The organism is Haloferax marinum, assembly GCF_009674625.1.
GTDB classification, from domain to species: Archaea; Halobacteriota; Halobacteria; order Halobacteriales; family Haloferacaceae; genus Haloferax; species Haloferax marinum.
In genome coordinates this window covers 153,929-172,591 of record NZ_WKJQ01000002.1, presented here as the reverse complement: position 1 = coordinate 172,591, position 18,663 = coordinate 153,929, and the positions used below count along the sequence as shown (strand labels likewise).

At 60.1% G+C, this 18,663-nt stretch carries 11 protein-coding genes and 1 pseudogene; 8 read left to right on the top strand and 4 right to left on the bottom strand.

Annotated features, from left to right (window positions below):
• Positions 1–121 precede the first annotated feature (121 nt).
• Positions 122–871 carry a universal stress protein gene (locus GJR99_RS16375; RefSeq protein ID WP_151114128.1) on the bottom strand — a complete coding sequence of 250 codons (750 nt, stop codon included), beginning with the start codon at positions 869–871 and terminating at the stop codon, positions 122–124.
• On the bottom strand, positions 864–2,330 hold the full coding sequence (locus tag GJR99_RS16370) for an APC family permease (protein WP_151114127.1): 1,467 nt from the start codon (positions 2,328–2,330) through the stop codon (positions 864–866). Before GJR99_RS16370 ends, GJR99_RS16375 begins: the two co-directional genes overlap by 8 nt.
• 1,063 nt (positions 2,331–3,393) lie before the next feature.
• Between GJR99_RS16370 and GJR99_RS16365 the strand changes: the two genes are divergently transcribed.
• The 8 genes from GJR99_RS16365 (at position 3,394) to GJR99_RS16330 (ending at position 14,804) form a co-directional block, all read left to right on the top strand.
• Positions 3,394–4,185, top strand: coding sequence for an IclR family transcriptional regulator (locus GJR99_RS16365; RefSeq protein ID WP_151114126.1), 792 nt, complete (start codon positions 3,394–3,396; stop codon positions 4,183–4,185).
• A gap of 88 nt (positions 4,186–4,273) precedes the next feature.
• The gene (locus GJR99_RS16360; RefSeq protein ID WP_191967164.1) at positions 4,274–5,083 is read left to right on the top strand and encodes an enoyl-CoA hydratase/isomerase family protein; all 810 of its coding nucleotides are present in this window, start codon (positions 4,274–4,276) and stop codon (positions 5,081–5,083) included.
• A gap of 97 nt (positions 5,084–5,180) precedes the next feature.
• A complete protein-coding gene (locus GJR99_RS16355) occupies positions 5,181–7,355 on the top strand; it encodes an acetate--CoA ligase family protein (protein WP_151114124.1) in 2,175 nt (724 codons plus the stop codon).
• A 57-nt stretch (positions 7,356–7,412) separates the two neighbouring features.
• The gene (locus GJR99_RS16350; protein ID WP_151114123.1) at positions 7,413–7,823 is read left to right on the top strand and encodes an EamA family transporter; all 411 of its coding nucleotides are present in this window, start codon (positions 7,413–7,415) and stop codon (positions 7,821–7,823) included.
• Between the two features lie 53 nt (positions 7,824–7,876).
• Positions 7,877–8,977 (top strand): aromatic ring-hydroxylating oxygenase subunit alpha, encoded by a 1,101-nt coding sequence (locus GJR99_RS16345; protein WP_151114122.1) that lies wholly within the window; start codon positions 7,877–7,879, stop codon positions 8,975–8,977.
• An 89-nt stretch (positions 8,978–9,066) separates the two neighbouring features.
• Complete coding sequence (locus GJR99_RS16340) at positions 9,067–10,971, top strand: zinc-binding dehydrogenase (RefSeq protein WP_151114121.1); 1,905 nt, start codon at positions 9,067–9,069, stop codon at positions 10,969–10,971.
• A 276-nt stretch (positions 10,972–11,247) separates the two neighbouring features.
• On the top strand, positions 11,248–12,849 hold the full coding sequence (locus tag GJR99_RS16335; RefSeq protein ID WP_151114120.1) for a BCCT family transporter: 1,602 nt from the start codon (positions 11,248–11,250) through the stop codon (positions 12,847–12,849).
• A gap of 710 nt (positions 12,850–13,559) precedes the next feature.
• Complete coding sequence (locus GJR99_RS16330; protein WP_151114119.1) at positions 13,560–14,804, top strand: tyrosine-type recombinase/integrase; 1,245 nt, start codon at positions 13,560–13,562, stop codon at positions 14,802–14,804.
• A gap of 52 nt (positions 14,805–14,856) precedes the next feature.
• On the opposite strand, the pseudogene GJR99_RS16325 reads toward GJR99_RS16330, so the two are convergent.
• Together GJR99_RS16325 and GJR99_RS16320 are read right to left on the bottom strand one after the other, a co-directional pair.
• Positions 14,857–16,444 (bottom strand): annotated as a pseudogene (locus GJR99_RS16325) (hydantoinase B/oxoprolinase family protein).
• A gap of 62 nt (positions 16,445–16,506) precedes the next feature.
• Positions 16,507–18,516: a hydantoinase/oxoprolinase family protein gene (locus GJR99_RS16320; protein ID WP_151114118.1), complete on the bottom strand. Its 2,010-nt coding sequence runs from the start codon at positions 18,514–18,516 to the stop codon at positions 16,507–16,509.
• Positions 18,517–18,663 lie beyond the last annotated feature (147 nt).

Here is an 18,663-nt window from a genome sequence, read left to right as displayed (position 1 = left end):
TTGTATCAGTTTAACTCGCTGAAGTGTCGTGATATTGTCGGCTGTGGGAGGAGTATCTTGTGGGGAATGTTGTATAGGTTCGTCGCCCAGTATTGTCTTAAATCCACAACTATATCGGCCGCTAAAGACCCGTTTCGTCGTCGTCGACCGGGTCGATTGGCCGGCGGACGACGAGCACTGGGCCGACGGTCTGTTCTGCCACTCGCTCAGACGTTTCACCGAACAATCGGCCACGAATCGTCGGTTCCTCCTCGCCGATGACGACGACGTCGTGTGTCGACGCCGCCTCGACGAGTGCTTGGAGTGGGTTTTGAGCGACCACGACGACTCTCGACAGCTGGTCGCTCCGAATACCGAGGGTGGTGAGTTCGTCAGAAACTTCCCCGAGAAGTACCTCGCCGTCAGAGACGTTCGCTTCCTCGGTTGCCGCGTGAAACAGCGTGATTTCGACGTCGTGTTGCCGACTGACGCCAGCGGCGACTTTGGCGATGCTTTCGAGGTTTATTCGTTCTTTTATCGGGACGATGATACGGTCGATAGACGGCGCCGGGTTCGAGAGTAAGACGGCGTCACAGTCGGCCTCTGTCGCGATGCGTTCTATCGTCTGGTCGGAATCGTGTGTGAAGACGAGTCTGGTCTCGACCGTTCCGCCCCACGACTCGAACGCCTCTACGAGGTCAGCGAGTTCGGCCTGTGCTTTTCCTTCGAACTGTTCGCGTGCCTGCTCCGGGGCGGTCTGTTCGGGTATCTCGTGGTATCCGAGAAGGACGACAGCAGAGTGAGACAGGAGGCGAATCATCTGGTCCGGTATCACCTGTCCTTTGAGGATGGCGACCGGGACGAGAACCCGAACCTCGGTCGTGTTACGCATCCGCTTGCACCCCCTTTAGTTCGACACCGCGAGCGTAAATCAAGTACCACACCAGCGCGGCGACGCTGACGACCACGCCAACGGCTTGCGAGAGCGGTTGCATGAAGGCCAAGAGACCAAAGCTCGCTATCGCCCCGAGGATTGGAACGAGAGGATACCCAGGGACGCGAAACGAGGGTTGGTACCACTCGGGGTCAGAGCGCCGGAGGACGACGAGCGCGACACACATGAGTCCGTAGGAGACGAGATGGAGGAACGACGCAACCTCTGCCAGCACCTCCGTTCGACCGACGACGACGAGTACGACCGTCGGTCCCCCGACGAGCATGAGTGCGATGTGCGGCGTCCCGTACCGGAGGTTGATGCGTCCGAACTGCGGAGGGACCAGCGCGTCGCGACTCAGTGCGTAGAGCGCACGCGACGAACTCAAAATCGACGCGTTCGCGCTGGAGACTGTCGCGAGCAGACCTGCGAGTAAGATGGCGATTGCGCCGGAGAGGCCGAGATACGACCGGGCGACTTCGACGATAGCCGTCTCACCGAAGGTGGCGAGTCGGCCGCTCCCGAACGTCCCCGTCGAGACGAGTATCGTCACGACGTAGAGCGTTCCGACGATAGCGACAGAGCCAATCATCGCCAGCGGGAGGTTGCGCCCAGGTTTCGTTATCTCGCCAGCGACAGTCGCAACCTGCGCGAATCCGAGATACGAAGTGAAGACCAGTGCTGCGGTGGTGAGGATACTGAACGTGCCGTAGGGGGCGAACTGCTCTGGGACCGTCTCGCGGCCGAACAGACCGAGCGTGTCGAGCGACCCGTAGACGAGGAAGATGAGTAAGATGCCGAGGAGCAGACTCACGATTCCGTTCTGTAGTTTCGTCGTGTTCTCCGTCCCGAACGTGCTGAGAACCGTCAAGAGGACGCCGAACCCGACGCCGAGCACCGTGAGAAACGGAACTGTCTCGACGACGAGTGCAGACGCGCCGATCTCTTCGAGCACGGCGACGGCGTACTGTGCGAATCCAACGAGATAAAACGCCGACGCGAAGACGAGCCCCAACCACAGGCCGATTCCGACGACGGCCCCGAACGGCGCGCCCATGCCACGCGAGACGAAGTAGTACGCCCCGCCGCTCTTGGGCATCGCCGTCGCCAACTCAGAGGTTGGAAGCGCGACGAGGAGGGCGACGACTGCCCCGATAGCGAACGACACCGCAGCAGCGGGACCAGCGTTGCCCGCTGCGATACCAGGGAAGACGAAGATTCCGGCCCCGACCATCGTCCCGACGCCGATAGCGAGTCCGCCGCGTAAGTCGATCGTGCGTTCGAGTTCCGTCCCACTTTCGAGGACCGTCACTTCGTCGCCAGCTTTCCCGACGTCTATCGAGGGGTCCAGAGAGACGGGTGACTCCTTGTCGGGAGTCCGCGACTCAGATGGGTGACTCCCGTCGTGTTCGGTCATGGCAGTATCTATCACCAGTTGATGCGTCACTGTCATATAATCATGCCCTCGGTCCCAACGCCAACTCGTACACCAGCCCCAACACCGGACCATCGATACCCGAAACGCGCCCCGTCGCTCGGTGTTCACTACCTGATTTTCCATAGAGGTGGGTATCGGTCAAAGCCGTATCGAAAGCACGGGTCCCGAATAGACGAGGGCGAGTGAATCATTTTCAGTAGTTCGACACATATAGAGAAGAGACATATTAGGTAGCAGTACAGGTGAATATTTATAATCTGACACTAGCCCTCTCATCGAGCACAGTATGAGCGTCCACTGAAATCCCACAGGAGTTCACTCACGTGTCTTCAAGCGTCAATACAGCATATACTACCAGTTGAGTAGACAGCACGTAAACGGGATGCTCACTCATACGAGTCTTGTCTGCTGACCCCGTAATGTCACAATATATTCCTGGCTGAGCAGTAGTAGAATAAATATTGGATACCATACACTATCTTATTCCCAACATATCTGAGAGACCATTGGGAGAAGACGCATCTTCTACCCACCCACCACTACAGTGGAAGAGACGATTGCGTTCGCGCTGTCGAAGGGGCAACCAAGACGCCAATCACACTCGGGTTACACCCCGAACGACCGTCGTCTCGAATCCGACACGTTCGAACAGTTTTAATCATGATGTTCGTGACTCCACGGGGGTGGCTCGAACGACCCAGGTTCGACGGTGACGACACTACCCCCTGTCGCGGAGGCATTACAGATGTATGTCTGTAATTATCTCAGGGTGGTCAGTCGAGGTCGGAGGACCAACCACTGTTACGGTGCCTGGGCTGGTCTACACGTCGAAGTTCGCAGGTCACGTCTGCGGAAGACTCGTCTCCCAGTGTCCGAATATTGTGTATGTTCGGTGAGAACTGCCACTCCCCCGATAGCGGGGGACAGTCGGGGACACCGAAGCGTTCGTGGGGTATCAGCTGCCATGACTCACCATAACACAGAGTATATAAAACACTACTATGGCGATATTCTTTTAACATATACTGAGAGATGCTAGCGCATGGCGAACGAGAAGGTGACCACGACCGAACGCTCGCTCGAGATACTAGCGGTCATCAAAGAGCGTGAAGGGGCGTCACTCAGCATGCTCGCGGACGAACTCCCACTGTCTCGTAGCACCATACACAAACACCTGACGACACTGGCAGACCACGGGTTCGTCGACAAGGAGGGCGAACGGTACTCCCTCGGGATGAAATTCCTCAACTTCGGTGTCCACGCCCGGTCACGAAGAGTCGAGCACGTGCTCGCGGCCGAGACGGTGCAACAACTCGCAGCAGAGACGGAAGAGGAGGTCGACCTCGTCGTCGAAAACGACGGCCGAGGTATCGTCGTGCACGAATCGTACCATCCACACAGTCATTACGGGAAGCAAATTTCGGAAGGCCACGGCACGGTGAACACCGGTGCGTACTATCACCTCCACAGCATCGCCGCAGGGAAGGCGATTCTCGCCGAACTCCCCGACGAACGCGTCTCCAGTATCATCGAGAAGTGGGGCCTCCCGAAGCGAACGAGGCGGACGCTGACGACGGAGTCGGCGTTACGCGAGGAACTCGAGACGATTCGAGCAGAAGGGATATCGTTCTCGGACCAGGAGTACGCGGACGGAATGCGTGCAGTGGGTCGCCGTGTTCGGAATCCGAACGGGTCGTTGGTCGGGTCCATCTCCATCACTGCACCCGCGTACCGTATGACCGACGAGGTGTACAACGAACGGATTCCACGCCTCCTCACGGAGTACATAGACGAGCTAGAGTCGAAAATCGAGGACGCCTATCCCTCGGTGTGAAGCAGGACCCCTCTCGGCCGGTCACCGACTCTCGAGACATGTCATGCTACACCAAGGTTTTTACCTCACCGTCGAATTGTCACGAACGATGGTTCGGTACGAGCATCTCGACTACTACGAAGAGGAACGGACTGCCGTCATCACGTTCGACAGGCCCGAGCAGATGAACACCCTCCACAAGCCGATGATTAGCGAACTCGAATCGGCGGTGACGCGTGCAGAATCGAACGAGGAGAACCGCGCTGTCGTTCTGAGAGGGAGCGAAGACGCGTTCTCTGCGGGCTACGACCTGGACGACGACGACACCGACGAACGTGAGTATTCGGTCTCAGAGTGGCTCGATGCGATGGAGTCGTACACACACATCAAGACCATCTACGAACTGGACCTGCCGGTCATCGCGGCTGTCGACGGCTACGCCCTCGCTGGGGGTGCCAACACGGCGTTGATTTGTGACCTCACGATATCGACGAAGCGAGCCAAAATCGGCTATCCAGACGTCAGGATGGGAGGACTGCCTGCGACGTTGGTTCATCCGTTCGTGATGGGGTCCATCAAACACGCACGCGAACTCTTCTACTCGGGGAAGATGGTCTCCGGAGAGGAAGCCGCTCGAATGGGGATGGTCAACCGGTGTGTTCCACACGACGAACTGATCGACGAAGTGTGGACGGAGATAGAGGCGCTTCGGAAGACGCCGAAACCGGTAGTCACCATCCTCAAACATCGGTTGAACGACGTGATGGAAGTACAGGGATACCGTCCTGGGAACAAGAACACGGAATTCCTCGCGAGCCTGACGTCGCTCACAGAGGAAGGACAGCGGTTCTACGAAATTCAGGAGGAAGACGGGTTCGATGCGGCACTGGACTGGATGCACGGGGAGAACAAGCCGTAGGGGAGAATCCTGACCAAGATTTATACACGTCAATCGAGATTGTCATGATACGGACTCGCACGGAGTATGCAAGCAGCGACTACCATTGCAGTCAACGATGACAGGTAACCAACTACAGCAAGGAGAGACGGACAGGCTCTCACAGATTCTCGAAGCCGAGAGCATCGCCGTCGTCGGTGCATCGAAAGAGCCATCGAAACGTGGCCACCAAACACTCGTCGACCTCGAATCCTCGGGATACGACGGAGAAATCTATCCAGTCAACCCGAAGTACGACACCCAGATTCGCGGCCACGAGGTGTACCCCTCGGTCGAGGCGATTCCAGACAAGGTCGACCTCGCGTTCGTCGCGACACCGGCACACATCGTCCCTTCGGTCCTCGAAGATTGCGGAGCGGCGGGAGTCGCCGGTGCCGTCGTCATCGCCGCAGGATTCAGCGAGGTAGGTGAAGACGGCCTCGAAGAACGTGTCCTCGAGACGGCGAGGAATCACGGCGTTCGACTCGTCGGCCCGAACATACAGGGAATCGCAAACTTCCACACCGGGATGAACCTCCTCGGTGGATACGACCTCCCGAAAGGCAACCTCGCACTCCTCTCTCAGAGCGGGAACGTCGCTCTCGAATTCGGGTCACACGCGGCGGGACTCCCGGAGGTGGGCTTCAGCGTCAACGTCGGCATCGGCAACGAGACCGACTTGCAGTTCCACGAGTATCTTCCCTACCTCGACCAGGCAGCGCACACCGACGCAATCGTCCTCTACGTCGATGGAATGTCAGACGGTCGCCGATTCCTTCGCGAGGCCCGAAAACGGGTCGCGGACACACCAATCGTCGCCGTGAAGGGCGGCGTCACGGAGGCAGGCCAGAAGTCCGCCGCCTCGCACACCGGTTCGCTCGCCGGCGAAGGGGCAGTCGTCGACGCCGCCTACAGACAGGCCGGCGTCGTGCGTGCCGAGCGCTCGGACGAAGCGGTCCAGATTGCGAACGCCCTCGGGAAGTTGCCGGCAGCGAGAGGTGAGAACGTCGCCATCCTCACCGACGGTGGTGGAAACGCGACGCTCGGCGCAGACGCCATCGTGGACGCTGGCCTCGAACTCCCTGAACTCACACGGGAGACGCGGGAGCGACTCCGTGAACTCGTCCCAGACGCACCAAACCTCTCGAACCCGGTGGACATCATGGGCCTGCAAGGCGAAGGGGACCTCTCGATATTCTACGAGTGCGCGAAAACGATCGTCAGCGACCCGAACGTCGACTCCCTCCTCCTGACGGGCGCGTTCGGAGCATACGAGACGTACGGCCCCGGCGACGATACCTCGGACCAGGAGCCAGATGTCGCACGAGACATCGCGTCGTTGACCGAAGCGTACGACGTCCCGATTGCTGTCCACTGTATCTACGGCACGCAGGGGTCACCAGCACTGACCGCCTTCGAAGAGGCGGGGGTGCCGACCTACGGGTCTATCGACACCGCCGTGTCCTCACTCGAGAAACTCGTGGAGTACGGAACCCATCTGACGTCGAGCGACCAGAAGTCCACGTTCCGACACGACCGGTCGACCGGAGGGCGCCACTCGGAGAACGTCCTCCAACGGAAAGGCGAAGAGACCGGGACCCTCTCGGAGTTCCACTCCCGACGGTTACTCGCCGACTCGGGTATCGGAAGCGTCCAGTTCGAACTCGCCACGACACCCGGCGAGGCCATCGACCTCGCCAGTGCGTTCGACGGTCCAGTCGCGATGAAAGTCTCCTCACCGGATATCGTCCACAAGACCGACGCGGGGGTCGTCGCACTGAACGTCGAAGGTGACGACGACGTGAAGGCGGCCTACGACAGACTCGTCACGAGCGCGAACGCGTACGACCCTAACGCAGACGTCGAAGGCGTCCTCGTCACTCCCATGGTCGAAGAAGGGACAGAGTTCATCGTCGGTGTCGTCGACGACGACGAAGTCGGACCGACGTTGATGTTCGGCGTCGGTGGCGTGTTCGTCGAGGTGCTGGACGACGTCGCGTTCCGGGCACTACCGGTGACCGAATACGATGCAGAGTGTCTTCTCGACGAAATCGATGGCCAGTCGTTCCTCGACGGCGCGCGCGGTACACCAGGCGTCGACCGTGACGCACTCGTCGACCTTCTGCTTCGTATCTCGGACCTCGTCGAACAGTATCCCGAAATCTCCGAACTCGACTTGAATCCGGTGTTCGCGTACGAAGACGGAACCGCTATCGTCGACGCCAGCATCACCCTGAGGGATACCGAAGAGTGAGCAAAGCACCGTTCGAGTAAGTAGAATTATTTGACAACAGGTCACTGATATCCACTCATGTTTTCGAACTATATCGCCTTCGCACTGGTCGCCATGGTTTCGTGGGGACTGTGGGCGATACTGGCGACTTACGCACTGGACTACGCCAAGGCTGCGCCCGTCGTTCTTCTCACGTACGCCGCGGGTCTGGCTATCGTACTCGTGGTTCGCCACGACACGGCGTCCTCGGTTCACTCAGTCTGGGGTATCGTCTTCGGACTCGCTGGAGGACTCGCCATGGGAATCGGTACGTTGGCGTTCTACCGTTCTCTCTCGATGGGAGGCGGGAGCGTCACCGCGGCAATCGCCGGGTTGTACTTCCTCGTGACCACGGTGTACGACCTGGTCGTGGTCGGCAATCCCGCAAAGCCGACGAAGATTGGCGGCCTTCTCCTCGCTGTCGGGGCGATCGTCCTCCTCGCACAGTGAGCAGTCATTTCGCACCACATTTTTTATGATAGATAGCCGAATTGTGTCAATACATGGCGAAGTGGAACCAGAGTGAGACAGCGAGTCTCTCGGAGAGTTTCGAGGAGATGAACGCGTTGCCGGCATCCGCGTTTACCGACCCGGACGTGTTCGAAGACGAGTTGGAGAACGTCTTCACTGAATCCTGGCAGTACGTCGGGAGTTCGAACCAACTCGAATCGCCGGGGGACTATCTCACCGCCGACGTCGCCGGGCGGTCGGTGGTGGTCATCCGTGACGACGACGGCGAGTTGCAGGCGTACGACAACGTCTGTCCGCACCGCGGGAGTAAACTACTCGAGGGATGCGGAAACGCGACCCGTATCCAGTGTCCGTACCACTCGTGGACGTTCGAGAAAGACGGGGCGCTCTGTAGCACCCCTGCACAGTTCGCGAACGCCGTTCGAAACCCAGCACTCGAAGACGAGGACGTCGACGGATTCGACGCTGAGGAGAACAGTCTCCACGCGGTTCACGCTGAAGCACTCGGCCCGTTCGTCTTCGTGAGCCTCGCTGCCGACCCAGACCCACTCGCGGAGATGGTGACAGGAGTGTCCGATGGGCTCGAATCGTACGACGTCGGAGGACTCACGCTGGCGCACACACGAGAGAAGGAACTCGACTGCAACTGGAAGGTGATGGTCAGCAACTATCTGGAGTGTGACCACTGTCACGCGAACCATCCAGACTTCGTCCGGTCAGTCGATATGCAGGAGTACGACATCGAGTTGGACGAGTACTACTCAACCCAGCGAGCACCGATTCTCGACGACGAGCGACAGGAGGTCGGAGAGACGTGTTTCTACTTCATCTGGCCGAATACGACCATCAACATCTACGAGGCCGGCAACGGGTGTGCGGTCTACAGCATCGACCCACTCAGCACCACACAGACGGTGCTTCGAGCAGACTACTACTTCGAAGACGAGGACATAACGGCTGACCGCGAGGAGATTATCGAGACGAGTTACCAGCTACAAGCCGAGGACTTCGAACTCGTCGAACGCCAGTTCGAGGGCCTCTCTTCGGGCGCACTCGCACAGGGCCGCCTCGGTCCAAACGAACACGCAGTCCACCACTTCCATCGGTTAGTCGAGTCCCATCTGACGGAGTGACGTCTTAGACAGCTGTCGAAACTTACTTTTATAATCATCGAGTGTAAGTTCCGAATCACTATCTGTGGCAGCGACCACAGAGACCGACCATGACAGAGCTGACACCACCAGTCGAAACCAGCGACGCACCGATATCTGAACTCATCGAGAACGGAGAACTGCTCCCTCGAAACGCCGCAATCGAACCCGGAGAGACCGAGATTCCGGACTACCAGTTCGCGTGGGGAATCACCGCTGACGACGAGACTGGCGAACCGGACCATGGCGAACCCGTGGAGGATGGCGCAGAGAAGGAGATCGTCATTCCGGTCGAAGACCCCGGACCAAACGAGGCCTTGCTGTACATGCTCACGTCGGAGGTGAACTACAACGACGCGTGGGCCGTCACCGGAATTCCGGTCTCGACATTCCAACAGCACGACCGAGACTGGCACATCACCGGGTCGGGTGGTCTCGCACTCGTCGTCGAAACCGGCGACGGCCTCGACGAGCAGGGCCGTATCGAAGTCGGAGACATGGTGAACGTGTACGCCGGCCAGTTCGACGCGCTCGACCCGAAGGCTGGTCGAGACCCCATGTATTCGGACTTCACCATCCAGGGATATCAGACGCCGGATGGCTCCCACCAACAGTTCATGGTCGCACAGGGGACACAGCTATTCAAACCCCCGCAGAACCTCGACTTGGCGAAAGCCGGAAGTTACATCCTCACGATGGGGACGATCTACCGAGCACTGTTCAACACGCTCGACGTGGAACCGAGAAGTCGATTGTTCGTCGAAGGTGCATCGACCGGAACCGGTCGCGACGCGGTGCAGATGGCCAAGAGTCGAAACCTCGACATCACCGGACTGGTCTCCAGTGACGAACGAGCAGCGCGGGCGAAAGAAAACGGTGCCGACGCGACGATTAATCGGAAACAGGCGGACCTCGTCGACGCGATGCGGATGGTACCGAACGACCCCGACGAGTGGGACGACTGGGAGGCCGCTGGCGAACCACTCCTCGAAGAGTTCCGCGAGAAGAACGACGGTGAACTCGCGGATTACGTCGTCTCCCACGCCGGGGCCGAGGCGTTCTCTCGCTCGTATCAACTGCTCGGCGAGGGCGGCAGACTCACGTTCTTCGGTGCCTCGACTGGCTACGAGATGGCCTTCATGGGGAAGGGCGAAGCAACCACCCCTGACGACGTCTACTCCCGTGCAGGGCTCAACGCGGGAGATGGCCTCCTCGTTTGGTACGGTACCCCAGAGGACATCGAAGGGACGTACGACGACGTCGGCGAAGATGCCATCGAAGCTGGCCTCGAACGAAACGCACGTGTCGCCGTGTTGACTGACACGGCCGCACAAGCAGAGTACGTCGAATCGGAGTACGACGTCGAAGGGGCGGTGAGCCTCGAAGCCATAGAAGAACAGAGTGACCGCTTCGAGTATCTCGATACACTCCCCGAACTCCCGGCACCATCCCAACCGGACGAACTCGCGTCGGCAGTGGGGTCGTACATGGGGAAGATGTTCAAGCCGCTGGGTATCGCGACGGGTGAGTTCCTCGCGACACCCAACAACCCCCGTGGCAACCCGGACGTCGTCTTCGAGCGCGCCGGACAGAACACACTCACCGTCTCGACGATGCTCTCTGCCCCCTATCAGGGGTCGGTGGTCTTCTCCGAGGAGATGCGAGGCAACCGCTACTCCTTCTACGCACCGCAGGTGTGGATGCGCCAGCGGCGTATCTTCATGCCCACGACGGAGATCTTCGGCACCCACATGAAGAACACCTACGAGGTGTGGAAGATGAACGAGGAGATCGAACTCGACGTGTTCGACGTTCCACAGACGCACCTGACGCCGTGGGAAGACGCTCCCAAAGCCCACCAGGATATGTGGGACAACAACCACGAAGAGGGGTCCTACGTCATCAACCACGCACTCCCGTCTGGTGACGTCGAGACCAAAGAAGAACTGTTCGACCACTGGAACGAAGACGAGTAACCCACTCGTCGAGATTATTTGTCCCTCCTCACACCTGTGAGCGTCAGCGTCGGCCGATGCCACGACGTGAGAGGTGGTCGTCGAACCCGCCAGTAGAGAGTAGCTCTCGTCAGGCACCATCGGTATTTCGACGTGCGCAGATTCGACCGGAGATGAGACAGGAAACCGAGCGCCACCCTGAATTAGGTCCAGAGATCTCCGTCAAAAGTACCCAATCAACAATAGTTATAAATCCCGTAAATTTTAAGGGATATTGAACATATGTCACTATCTGTCATGAGACTCTGGCACACACTAGGGTTGGAAGAGGCGAATCGATCTGAACGGGGGTTGTTTTTCCTCACAATCGGGCTGGTCGTCGGGCTAGCTGGTGTGGGTGCACTCAGGCCAGAACTACTGAGTAACACGATGAACTCCGCGTTCGACTTCGTGCTGTTGAACTTCGGGTGGTGGTTCATCGCACTCGGGTTCATCCTCTCGCTCGTGATGCTGTTCTTCGCGTTCGGACGATACGGGAGGCTTCGAATCGGAGGGAAAAACGCAGAACCCGAATTCGACGTTTACTCGTGGTTCTCGATGGTGTTCACGGTTGGCTTTGCCTCCTCGGTTATCTTCTGGGGAGTCGCAGAGCCGATTTACATCGTCAACAGTCCACCGAACCCAGTTCCAATCGCAGGCGCACCCATCGAGAGCGTGGCTCTCGCCTTCATGTTCCTCCACAACATCATTCCAGGGCTCATCGCGTGGTATATGCCCATCGCCATCGCCTTCGGACTGATAATCTACACCCGAGGAACCGAGGAGTACAAGATCAGTTCGATGCTCGAACCACTCCTCGACCGTGAGAAGTACGGTGCAGTCTACTGGATTACCGACCTGGCCGCGATGGTCGCAATCGTCGGTGGGTTGGCAACCACACTCGGGTTCATCGGGAACCAACTCTCGACCATCATGGGTTCGGTATACGGCGTCGGGTCAGAGGTGGTGACCCTCGGTCTCTTCGGTGCCCTCGGCCTCGTCTTCATCGGCGACGTCTGGCTCGGCCTTCGTAACGGCATCAGGAACATGGCCCGAATCACCGTCAGCCTCATCGTCCTGCTGTTCGCGATGTTGCTCGTCATCGGTCCGACGATGTTCATCCTGAATCTCGGCATCGACGCCGTCGGGGTCTGGCTGAACAATATGCTTCGTATGATGCTGTACACCGGTCCTGTCAGTGAGGGGACCTGGGCACAGGAGTGGACGAGCTTCTGGTGGGCCTGGTGGGCCGCGTGGGGCATCTTCTCCGGGAGTTTCGTCGCCCGTGTCTCCAAGGGGAGGACGATTCGCGAGACGTTCTTCGTACTCGGTGTCGCCCCAGCATTCTTCCTGGTGATTCAACACAGCATCCTCGCCGGGTGGGCACTGGCCCCTGGAAACAAAGGTCCAATCTCGACTGCACTGTCCGAGAACGGTATCCCTGCCGCACTCGCAGAAGCCATCAACATCACGCCGTTGACGCCGATTCTCGGCGTGCTCTTCGTCCTCGTGTTGGCAGGTTACCTCCTCACCTCGCTCGACTCGGCCGTGTTCATGCTGTCGTCCATCAACATCGGCGACGAGGAACCGAACGCTCGCAACCGTGCGTGGTGGGGCCTCGTCCTCGCCTTCCTCGGCGTGATGACGCTCGAACTGCCGGGTGCGCGTGCCATCGAGTCCTTCTCACCCGTGCTGGCACTTCCGTTTACCCTGTTCTTCCTCGTCATCTGCTATACGTCGTACGTCGCCGCGAAGGAGTACTTCCAAAACCGGTACGACGATTCAGCTGAAGAACTGTTCACCACCTACGACGGAGAGTCGAAGGCAGGGAGTGATAACCCGACGCCCACCGACGACTGATCACCGACCGAGTGGTCGATCGGCGAGACTCGGCTGCCTTCGATTGCGTTTCTATTTTCGTCCGTCGGTGCGTCCAGAACAGTGCTAGAGCAACGGGCACTGTTCGTCTCGCACTCGATTAGAACGACTCCCCCAGCCACGCGACTCCCGACCACGAGGGAACGAGCGTCTACACAGGCTGAGAAACAAACGCTATTGTCCAATATTAACAATACCATACTACCAGATAATATAGCATAGCTATTCTATTTACTGACGGTTCCCTTCCCTGTCCAACGCTCATAAACCATCTGGTAGCCAGGAACCTTGTTTCTGCAACGAGGTTACTCAATTCAGATTTTGCGGCCACGGCCCAAAACGACACAGTCACCTTCTGGGCCAGACGGCCACGTGTCTACCTGGGAGAAGGCCGTCGCCAAAGTTTTGGTAGTGGTAAACGGCCCGAGCGAGTTGTTGTCGTGAATCAAATATTTTAAATTGGTATTGTCGTGTTTGTGAACTACAGCCAGGTTCTGAAACCCTCACGTCTGCCCGCACCACTATGGGACGCTATCGGACCGAGAGTGGCCTGTTTCGGCACCACGTCAGCGACTCACGACGGAGGCACCCATCCGTCCAAGAGAAAGTATTAATCCCTCTCCGCGACGCCGTGAAACCATACCGATGGGACCCGAAATCCGATACGTAGCTCACGGCCGAGGTGGTCCCACGTGAACTGGTCGCGGAAGTCGCTCGACGAACTCGAGTCGTTCTACTGGGACACCATCGCACCGGCGATGGACCGCGACGGGATGGACCCAACGCGCGACGTGCCGACGTACGAGTGGTTGACCGACCACGGTTGGTCGGGAATCGCCTACGCGTTACGCGAAAAGCACGACCTCACACCGCGTCAGTTCTTCGTCGACGTCGTCGGCCTCGGTCACGACACGGCCGACGAAGGGTACGACTGGAACCTCGACGACGACACGACCATCGAGGCATTCGAGTCGTACCTCGACGTGCTCGAATCCCGTCGTGGGCTTGCAGACTCGACCATCCCAACCCGGCGAACGCATCTTGCACGGTTCGCTCGCGTTTATCGTGACCTCCACGGAGACGCCGACCTCCTCACGAGCCTCGACGACCGAGACACCGAGCCCGACGAGATTACACGCTGTCTCGAAGTCTTAGACGAGTTCGACGACGAACTCGCGACAGACGGGACGAAGCTCAAATATCTCCAGACAGTTCGTGCCTTTTACGACTACCTCGTCGACTTCCGGCGTGCTCGGTACAACCCCGTCGAAAACGCCGCCAAACAGTTCCGTTGGGAGCAAGGACAACCAGACAACCGTACGATGACCGCCGTGCAAGTCCGAGCGGTGTACACCGCCGCGACAGACCTCGAAGACCGGCTGCTCGTACTCGGACTCGCCGGGTGGGGGCTCCGGCCGAACGAACTCGCGTCGCTCGACGCATCGCAACTCACACTGACGGGTGACGACCCGCACATCTCGTTCGAGGAGCGAAAGAACGGACCAGGGACGGTGGCGCTGCTCTACGGCGTCGACGCCGTCGCCGAGCGCATCGAGTCGCTCTCGAACGACGAGTGGAACGGTGCACTCTTTCCATCGTCTCGCTCCTCGACGGGGCACATCGCCCGCGAGACTGTCAATCGACGGTTCAAGCGCCTCGCGCGTGACGCCAGCGTCACTGTCGACGGCGAGACACCGACTGCAAAACTCTGCCGACGCTTCTGGTACACAGCGTATCAAGAAGCGGTCGAAGAGATGCTCTCACAGTTGGAGGGTGTGGCGGCCGACCAGGGGTCGAAGAGCGCCGACGTCGTCATGTCGAACTATCTCTCGGAGGAGCGACGTCGGTCGTTCCGCAGACGGGCGATGCGTGAGAAGTTGGCCGCCGTGTTCGACGCCGACGGAACAGCGGCGTCCGAGCAGGCGATGGTAAACTGAATACTGCGATACGTAACAGCGGGGAAATCTGACCACCCTTTACTGAAACCGTTCACTCCATCTTTTCGTCTGCTCTGTCGCGTTCGATGGCCTCCCGAGCACGTCTCACTGGGTCACCGTATCCACCACCGCCGGGCGTGTAGATGGTTACAGTCGTGCCGGCGGGCACGTCACGGGTGACCTTCGACCCGACGACGAACGCGTCTTCGTCTCCGACCGACTCGGATTCGTCGCCATCGTCGGACAGGTCGGGAGCCCGGACGACGTTCTTCCCGACTTCCCCGTCTTCGCCGCCGGCGACTCCCTTCGGAGCAACACGCCGGCGTTCGGTCAGAAGTGAGACTGTCGCGTCCGTCTCGACAGTGACCGAACGGACGAGACCTAGTCCGCCGCGGTATCGCCCACGACCTCCGCTGTTCTCGCGAAGACTGTACTCCTCTACGACCATCGGGTACTCGGCTTCGAGCGCTTCGATAGGTGTGTTGAGCGTGTTCGTCATCCCGACCTGGACGCCGTCCATCCCGTCACCGGTCGCTCGCCCGCCGAACCCACCGCCGATGGTCTCGTAGTAGGTGAATCCGCCGTCGCCACCGGTTCGGCTTCCTATCGTGAGGTTGTTCATCGTTCCCTGTCCCTGCGCAGGGACGCGTTCCGGCGCGGCGTCTGCGAGCGCGGTGAGGACCACGTCGGTCACTCGTTGACTCGTCTCGACGTTACCACCGACGACAGCGCCAGGAGGTGACGGGTTGAGGAGCGACCCCTCGGGGACCAACACGTCGATTGGGTCGTAACAGCCCGCATTCGGGGGATTTCGGGGTCGGTGACGCACCGGACGACGAAGTAGACGGCGCTCTTGGCCACTGCGAGCGGTGCGTTGACGTTGCCAGCGACTTGTGGTGCTGTGCCGTCGAAATCGACACTGAGAGAGTCGCCTTCGATGGTGACCGAAACGTGGATAGAGATATCGTCGTCGGTGACGCCGTCGCCTTCGAGAACGTCGCGGGCGTGGTACTCACCGTCTGGCAGTTCACGGAGTTCGGCGGTCACACGTTCTCGCGAGTAATCGAGGACAGCGTCGAAGGCGGCGACAACGCGTTCGACACCGTGTTCGCCCACGAGGTCCGAGAGACGGTCCCCACCTCGTTCGTTCGCGGCTATCTGCGCCTGGATGTCGGCACGGCGCTCACCGGGGTTTCGAACGTTCGCCAAGATGATAGACAGGACGTCGTCGTCGAGTTCGCCCGCCTCGACGAGTCGGACCGGCGGAAGTCGAAGTCCCTCTTGGTAGATTTCGCGCGCTCCAGCGGGCATGCTTCCGGGGGTCATCCCGCCGACGTCGGCGTGGTGAGCACGCGAGACAGCGTATCCCAGTATCTCGCCGTCGATAGCGAGCGGCGACACCATCGTCACGTCTGGAAGGTGTGTCCCCCTTCGAACGGGTCGTTGAGGACGAACACGTCGCCGGGCACAGGGTCGTATTCGAGCACGGTCTCGACGGCCTCCGGCATCGCACCGAGGTGGACTGGGATGTGCTCGGCCTGTGCGACGAGTCTGCCCTCGGCGTCGAACATCGCCGTCGAACAGTCGCGGCGCTCCTTGATGTTCGGAGAGTACGACGAGGTGACGAGGACCTGCCCCATCTCCTCGGCGACGCTCTCGAACTGGTTGCGCATGATTTCGAGTGTGACGGGGTCGATGTCGGTCATTCGCCCTCACCCCTCTGCGTCAAGACCAGGGTTCCGTCGGCCTCGACGATTCCACGCCACTCGGGCGGGACGACGACGGTGCTCTCGTCCTGTTCGAGGATAGCCGGACCAGAGACGTCGGCGCGCGCTGGGAGCGTGTCGCGGTCGAACACCGGTGTCTCGTAGAGACCATCGCCGAAGACGACCTCTCGAGTCGCTTTTCGGACGGTGTCCCCACCTCGGTAGACGACGGGTGGGGCGTCGCGTTCGACGACTGCCGACGCTCTGACGTTGACGAGTTCGACGGGGTCGGACATTCGATACCCGTAGACTCGTTCGTGGGCGTCGTGGAAGCGGCCGGCGACCTCGTCCGCGTCGAACGTCTCCGGCACGGAGACGGTGAGTTCGAAGCTCTGGCCGACGTATCGTACGTCGGCGGTACGTCTGACGACTGCTGCGTCGGTGTCGAATACGTCTTCGAGTACGTCGGAGGCGAGTTCGCCGTAGATACGCTCGATGCCCGCCGTCTCGAGTGAGCCCAGTGGAGTTCGGACCGTCCGCACAGTGTCGTGTCGTTCGTCGGCGGCGAGCAATCCGTACGCCGAAAGGACGCCACAGGCACGAGGGACGACGACGGTTTCGATTCCGAGGCTCTCAGCGAGTGCGGCGGCGTGCATCGGCCCTGCACCGCCGAAGGCGACGAGGCCGAATCCCCGTGGGTCGTGACCGCGTTCGACCGTCACCGACCGTATCGCACGCGCCATGTTGGCGTTGGCGACCCGGTAGACGCCACGCGCGGCGTCGACGGCGCTGTCCAAACCGGTCTCGTCAGCGAGTGACGACAGCGCATCTTCGGCCGCCCGTTCGTCTATCGAGAGTTCGCCACCGAGTGCCGAACTCGCGCCGATGTATCCGAGGACGACGTTCGCGTCGGTGACAGTCGGGGCGGTCCCACCGCGACCGTAACACGCTGGTCCTGGGTCGGCACCGGCGGACTTCGGACCGACGCGAAGCGCAGAACCGGTGTCTACCCACGCGACCGACCCGCCCCCGGCACCGACCGTCTCCACGTCTACCATCGGCGTCTTGACCGGGCGACCGTCGATTTCGGCGTCGGTCGTCTGGGCGATCTCGCCGTCGCGGACGAGACTCACGTCGCTCGACGTGCCGCCCATATCGAACGTCACGAGGCCGTCGACATCGACAGTTCCAGCGACCTCTGCCGCGCCGACGACACCGGCGGCAGGGCCGGACATCGTCGTCGTCACCGCGTGGTCTCGGACCGACCTCACGGGAGCGATACCGCCGTTTGCCTGCATGATTCGGGGTGTGGGGACGCCCAGTTCTGCCGCGCGAGTTTCGAGTCGCTCGAGGTACGCGTCGATGACGGGCGTCACGTACGCATCGACGACGGTCGTCGAGGTTCGTTCGAACTCGCGGAACTCGGCCAACACCTCGTGCGACGCAGAGACCGGAACGTCGAGTTCGTCGCGGAGGACGGCGGCGACGACCTGTTCGTTCTCTGGGTGCTGGTAGGCGTGGAGGAGACCGATAGCGACGCTCTCTGCCCCCGTCGCACGAATCGCGTCTGCGAGGGTGGCGACGTCCCGTTCGTCTACGGGGGTGCGAATGCCATCGATGGTCACCCGTTCTGCCACCTCGAACCGTCGGCGTCTGGGGACGAGTGGTGTGGGCTTTTCGGCCGTGATATCGTAGAGGTTGGGCCGCGCCTGTCGGCCGATTTCGAGAACGTCGCGGAACCCCTCGGTCGTGACGAGTGCCGTCTTCGCACCGTCTTCTTCGAGGAGGGCGTTGACCGAGACAGTCATCGCGTGCTCGAACGTGTCCACGTCGCTCGGGTCGATGCCGGCGTCTCCACAGACCTTCTCGATTCCATCGACGACGCCGACGCTCTGGTCGCCGGTCGTCGGGACTTTGGCAGTCACGAGTTCACCGTCGGAAGTCGACAGTACGACGTCGGTGAACGTACCGCCGACGTCGACGCCGAGTCGGACGGGGTGACTCATTCGTGACCCACCCGAAGCGAGAGACAGTTCGCGGCCATAGAAAGTCTACGCTCGTCCTGTAATATGATACTGTGCCCTGGTGAGGTTGCTGTTCCTCCCAAAAACCGACGAGAGTGAACCGAGCGACTCGTGTTCGACGACGTGGAT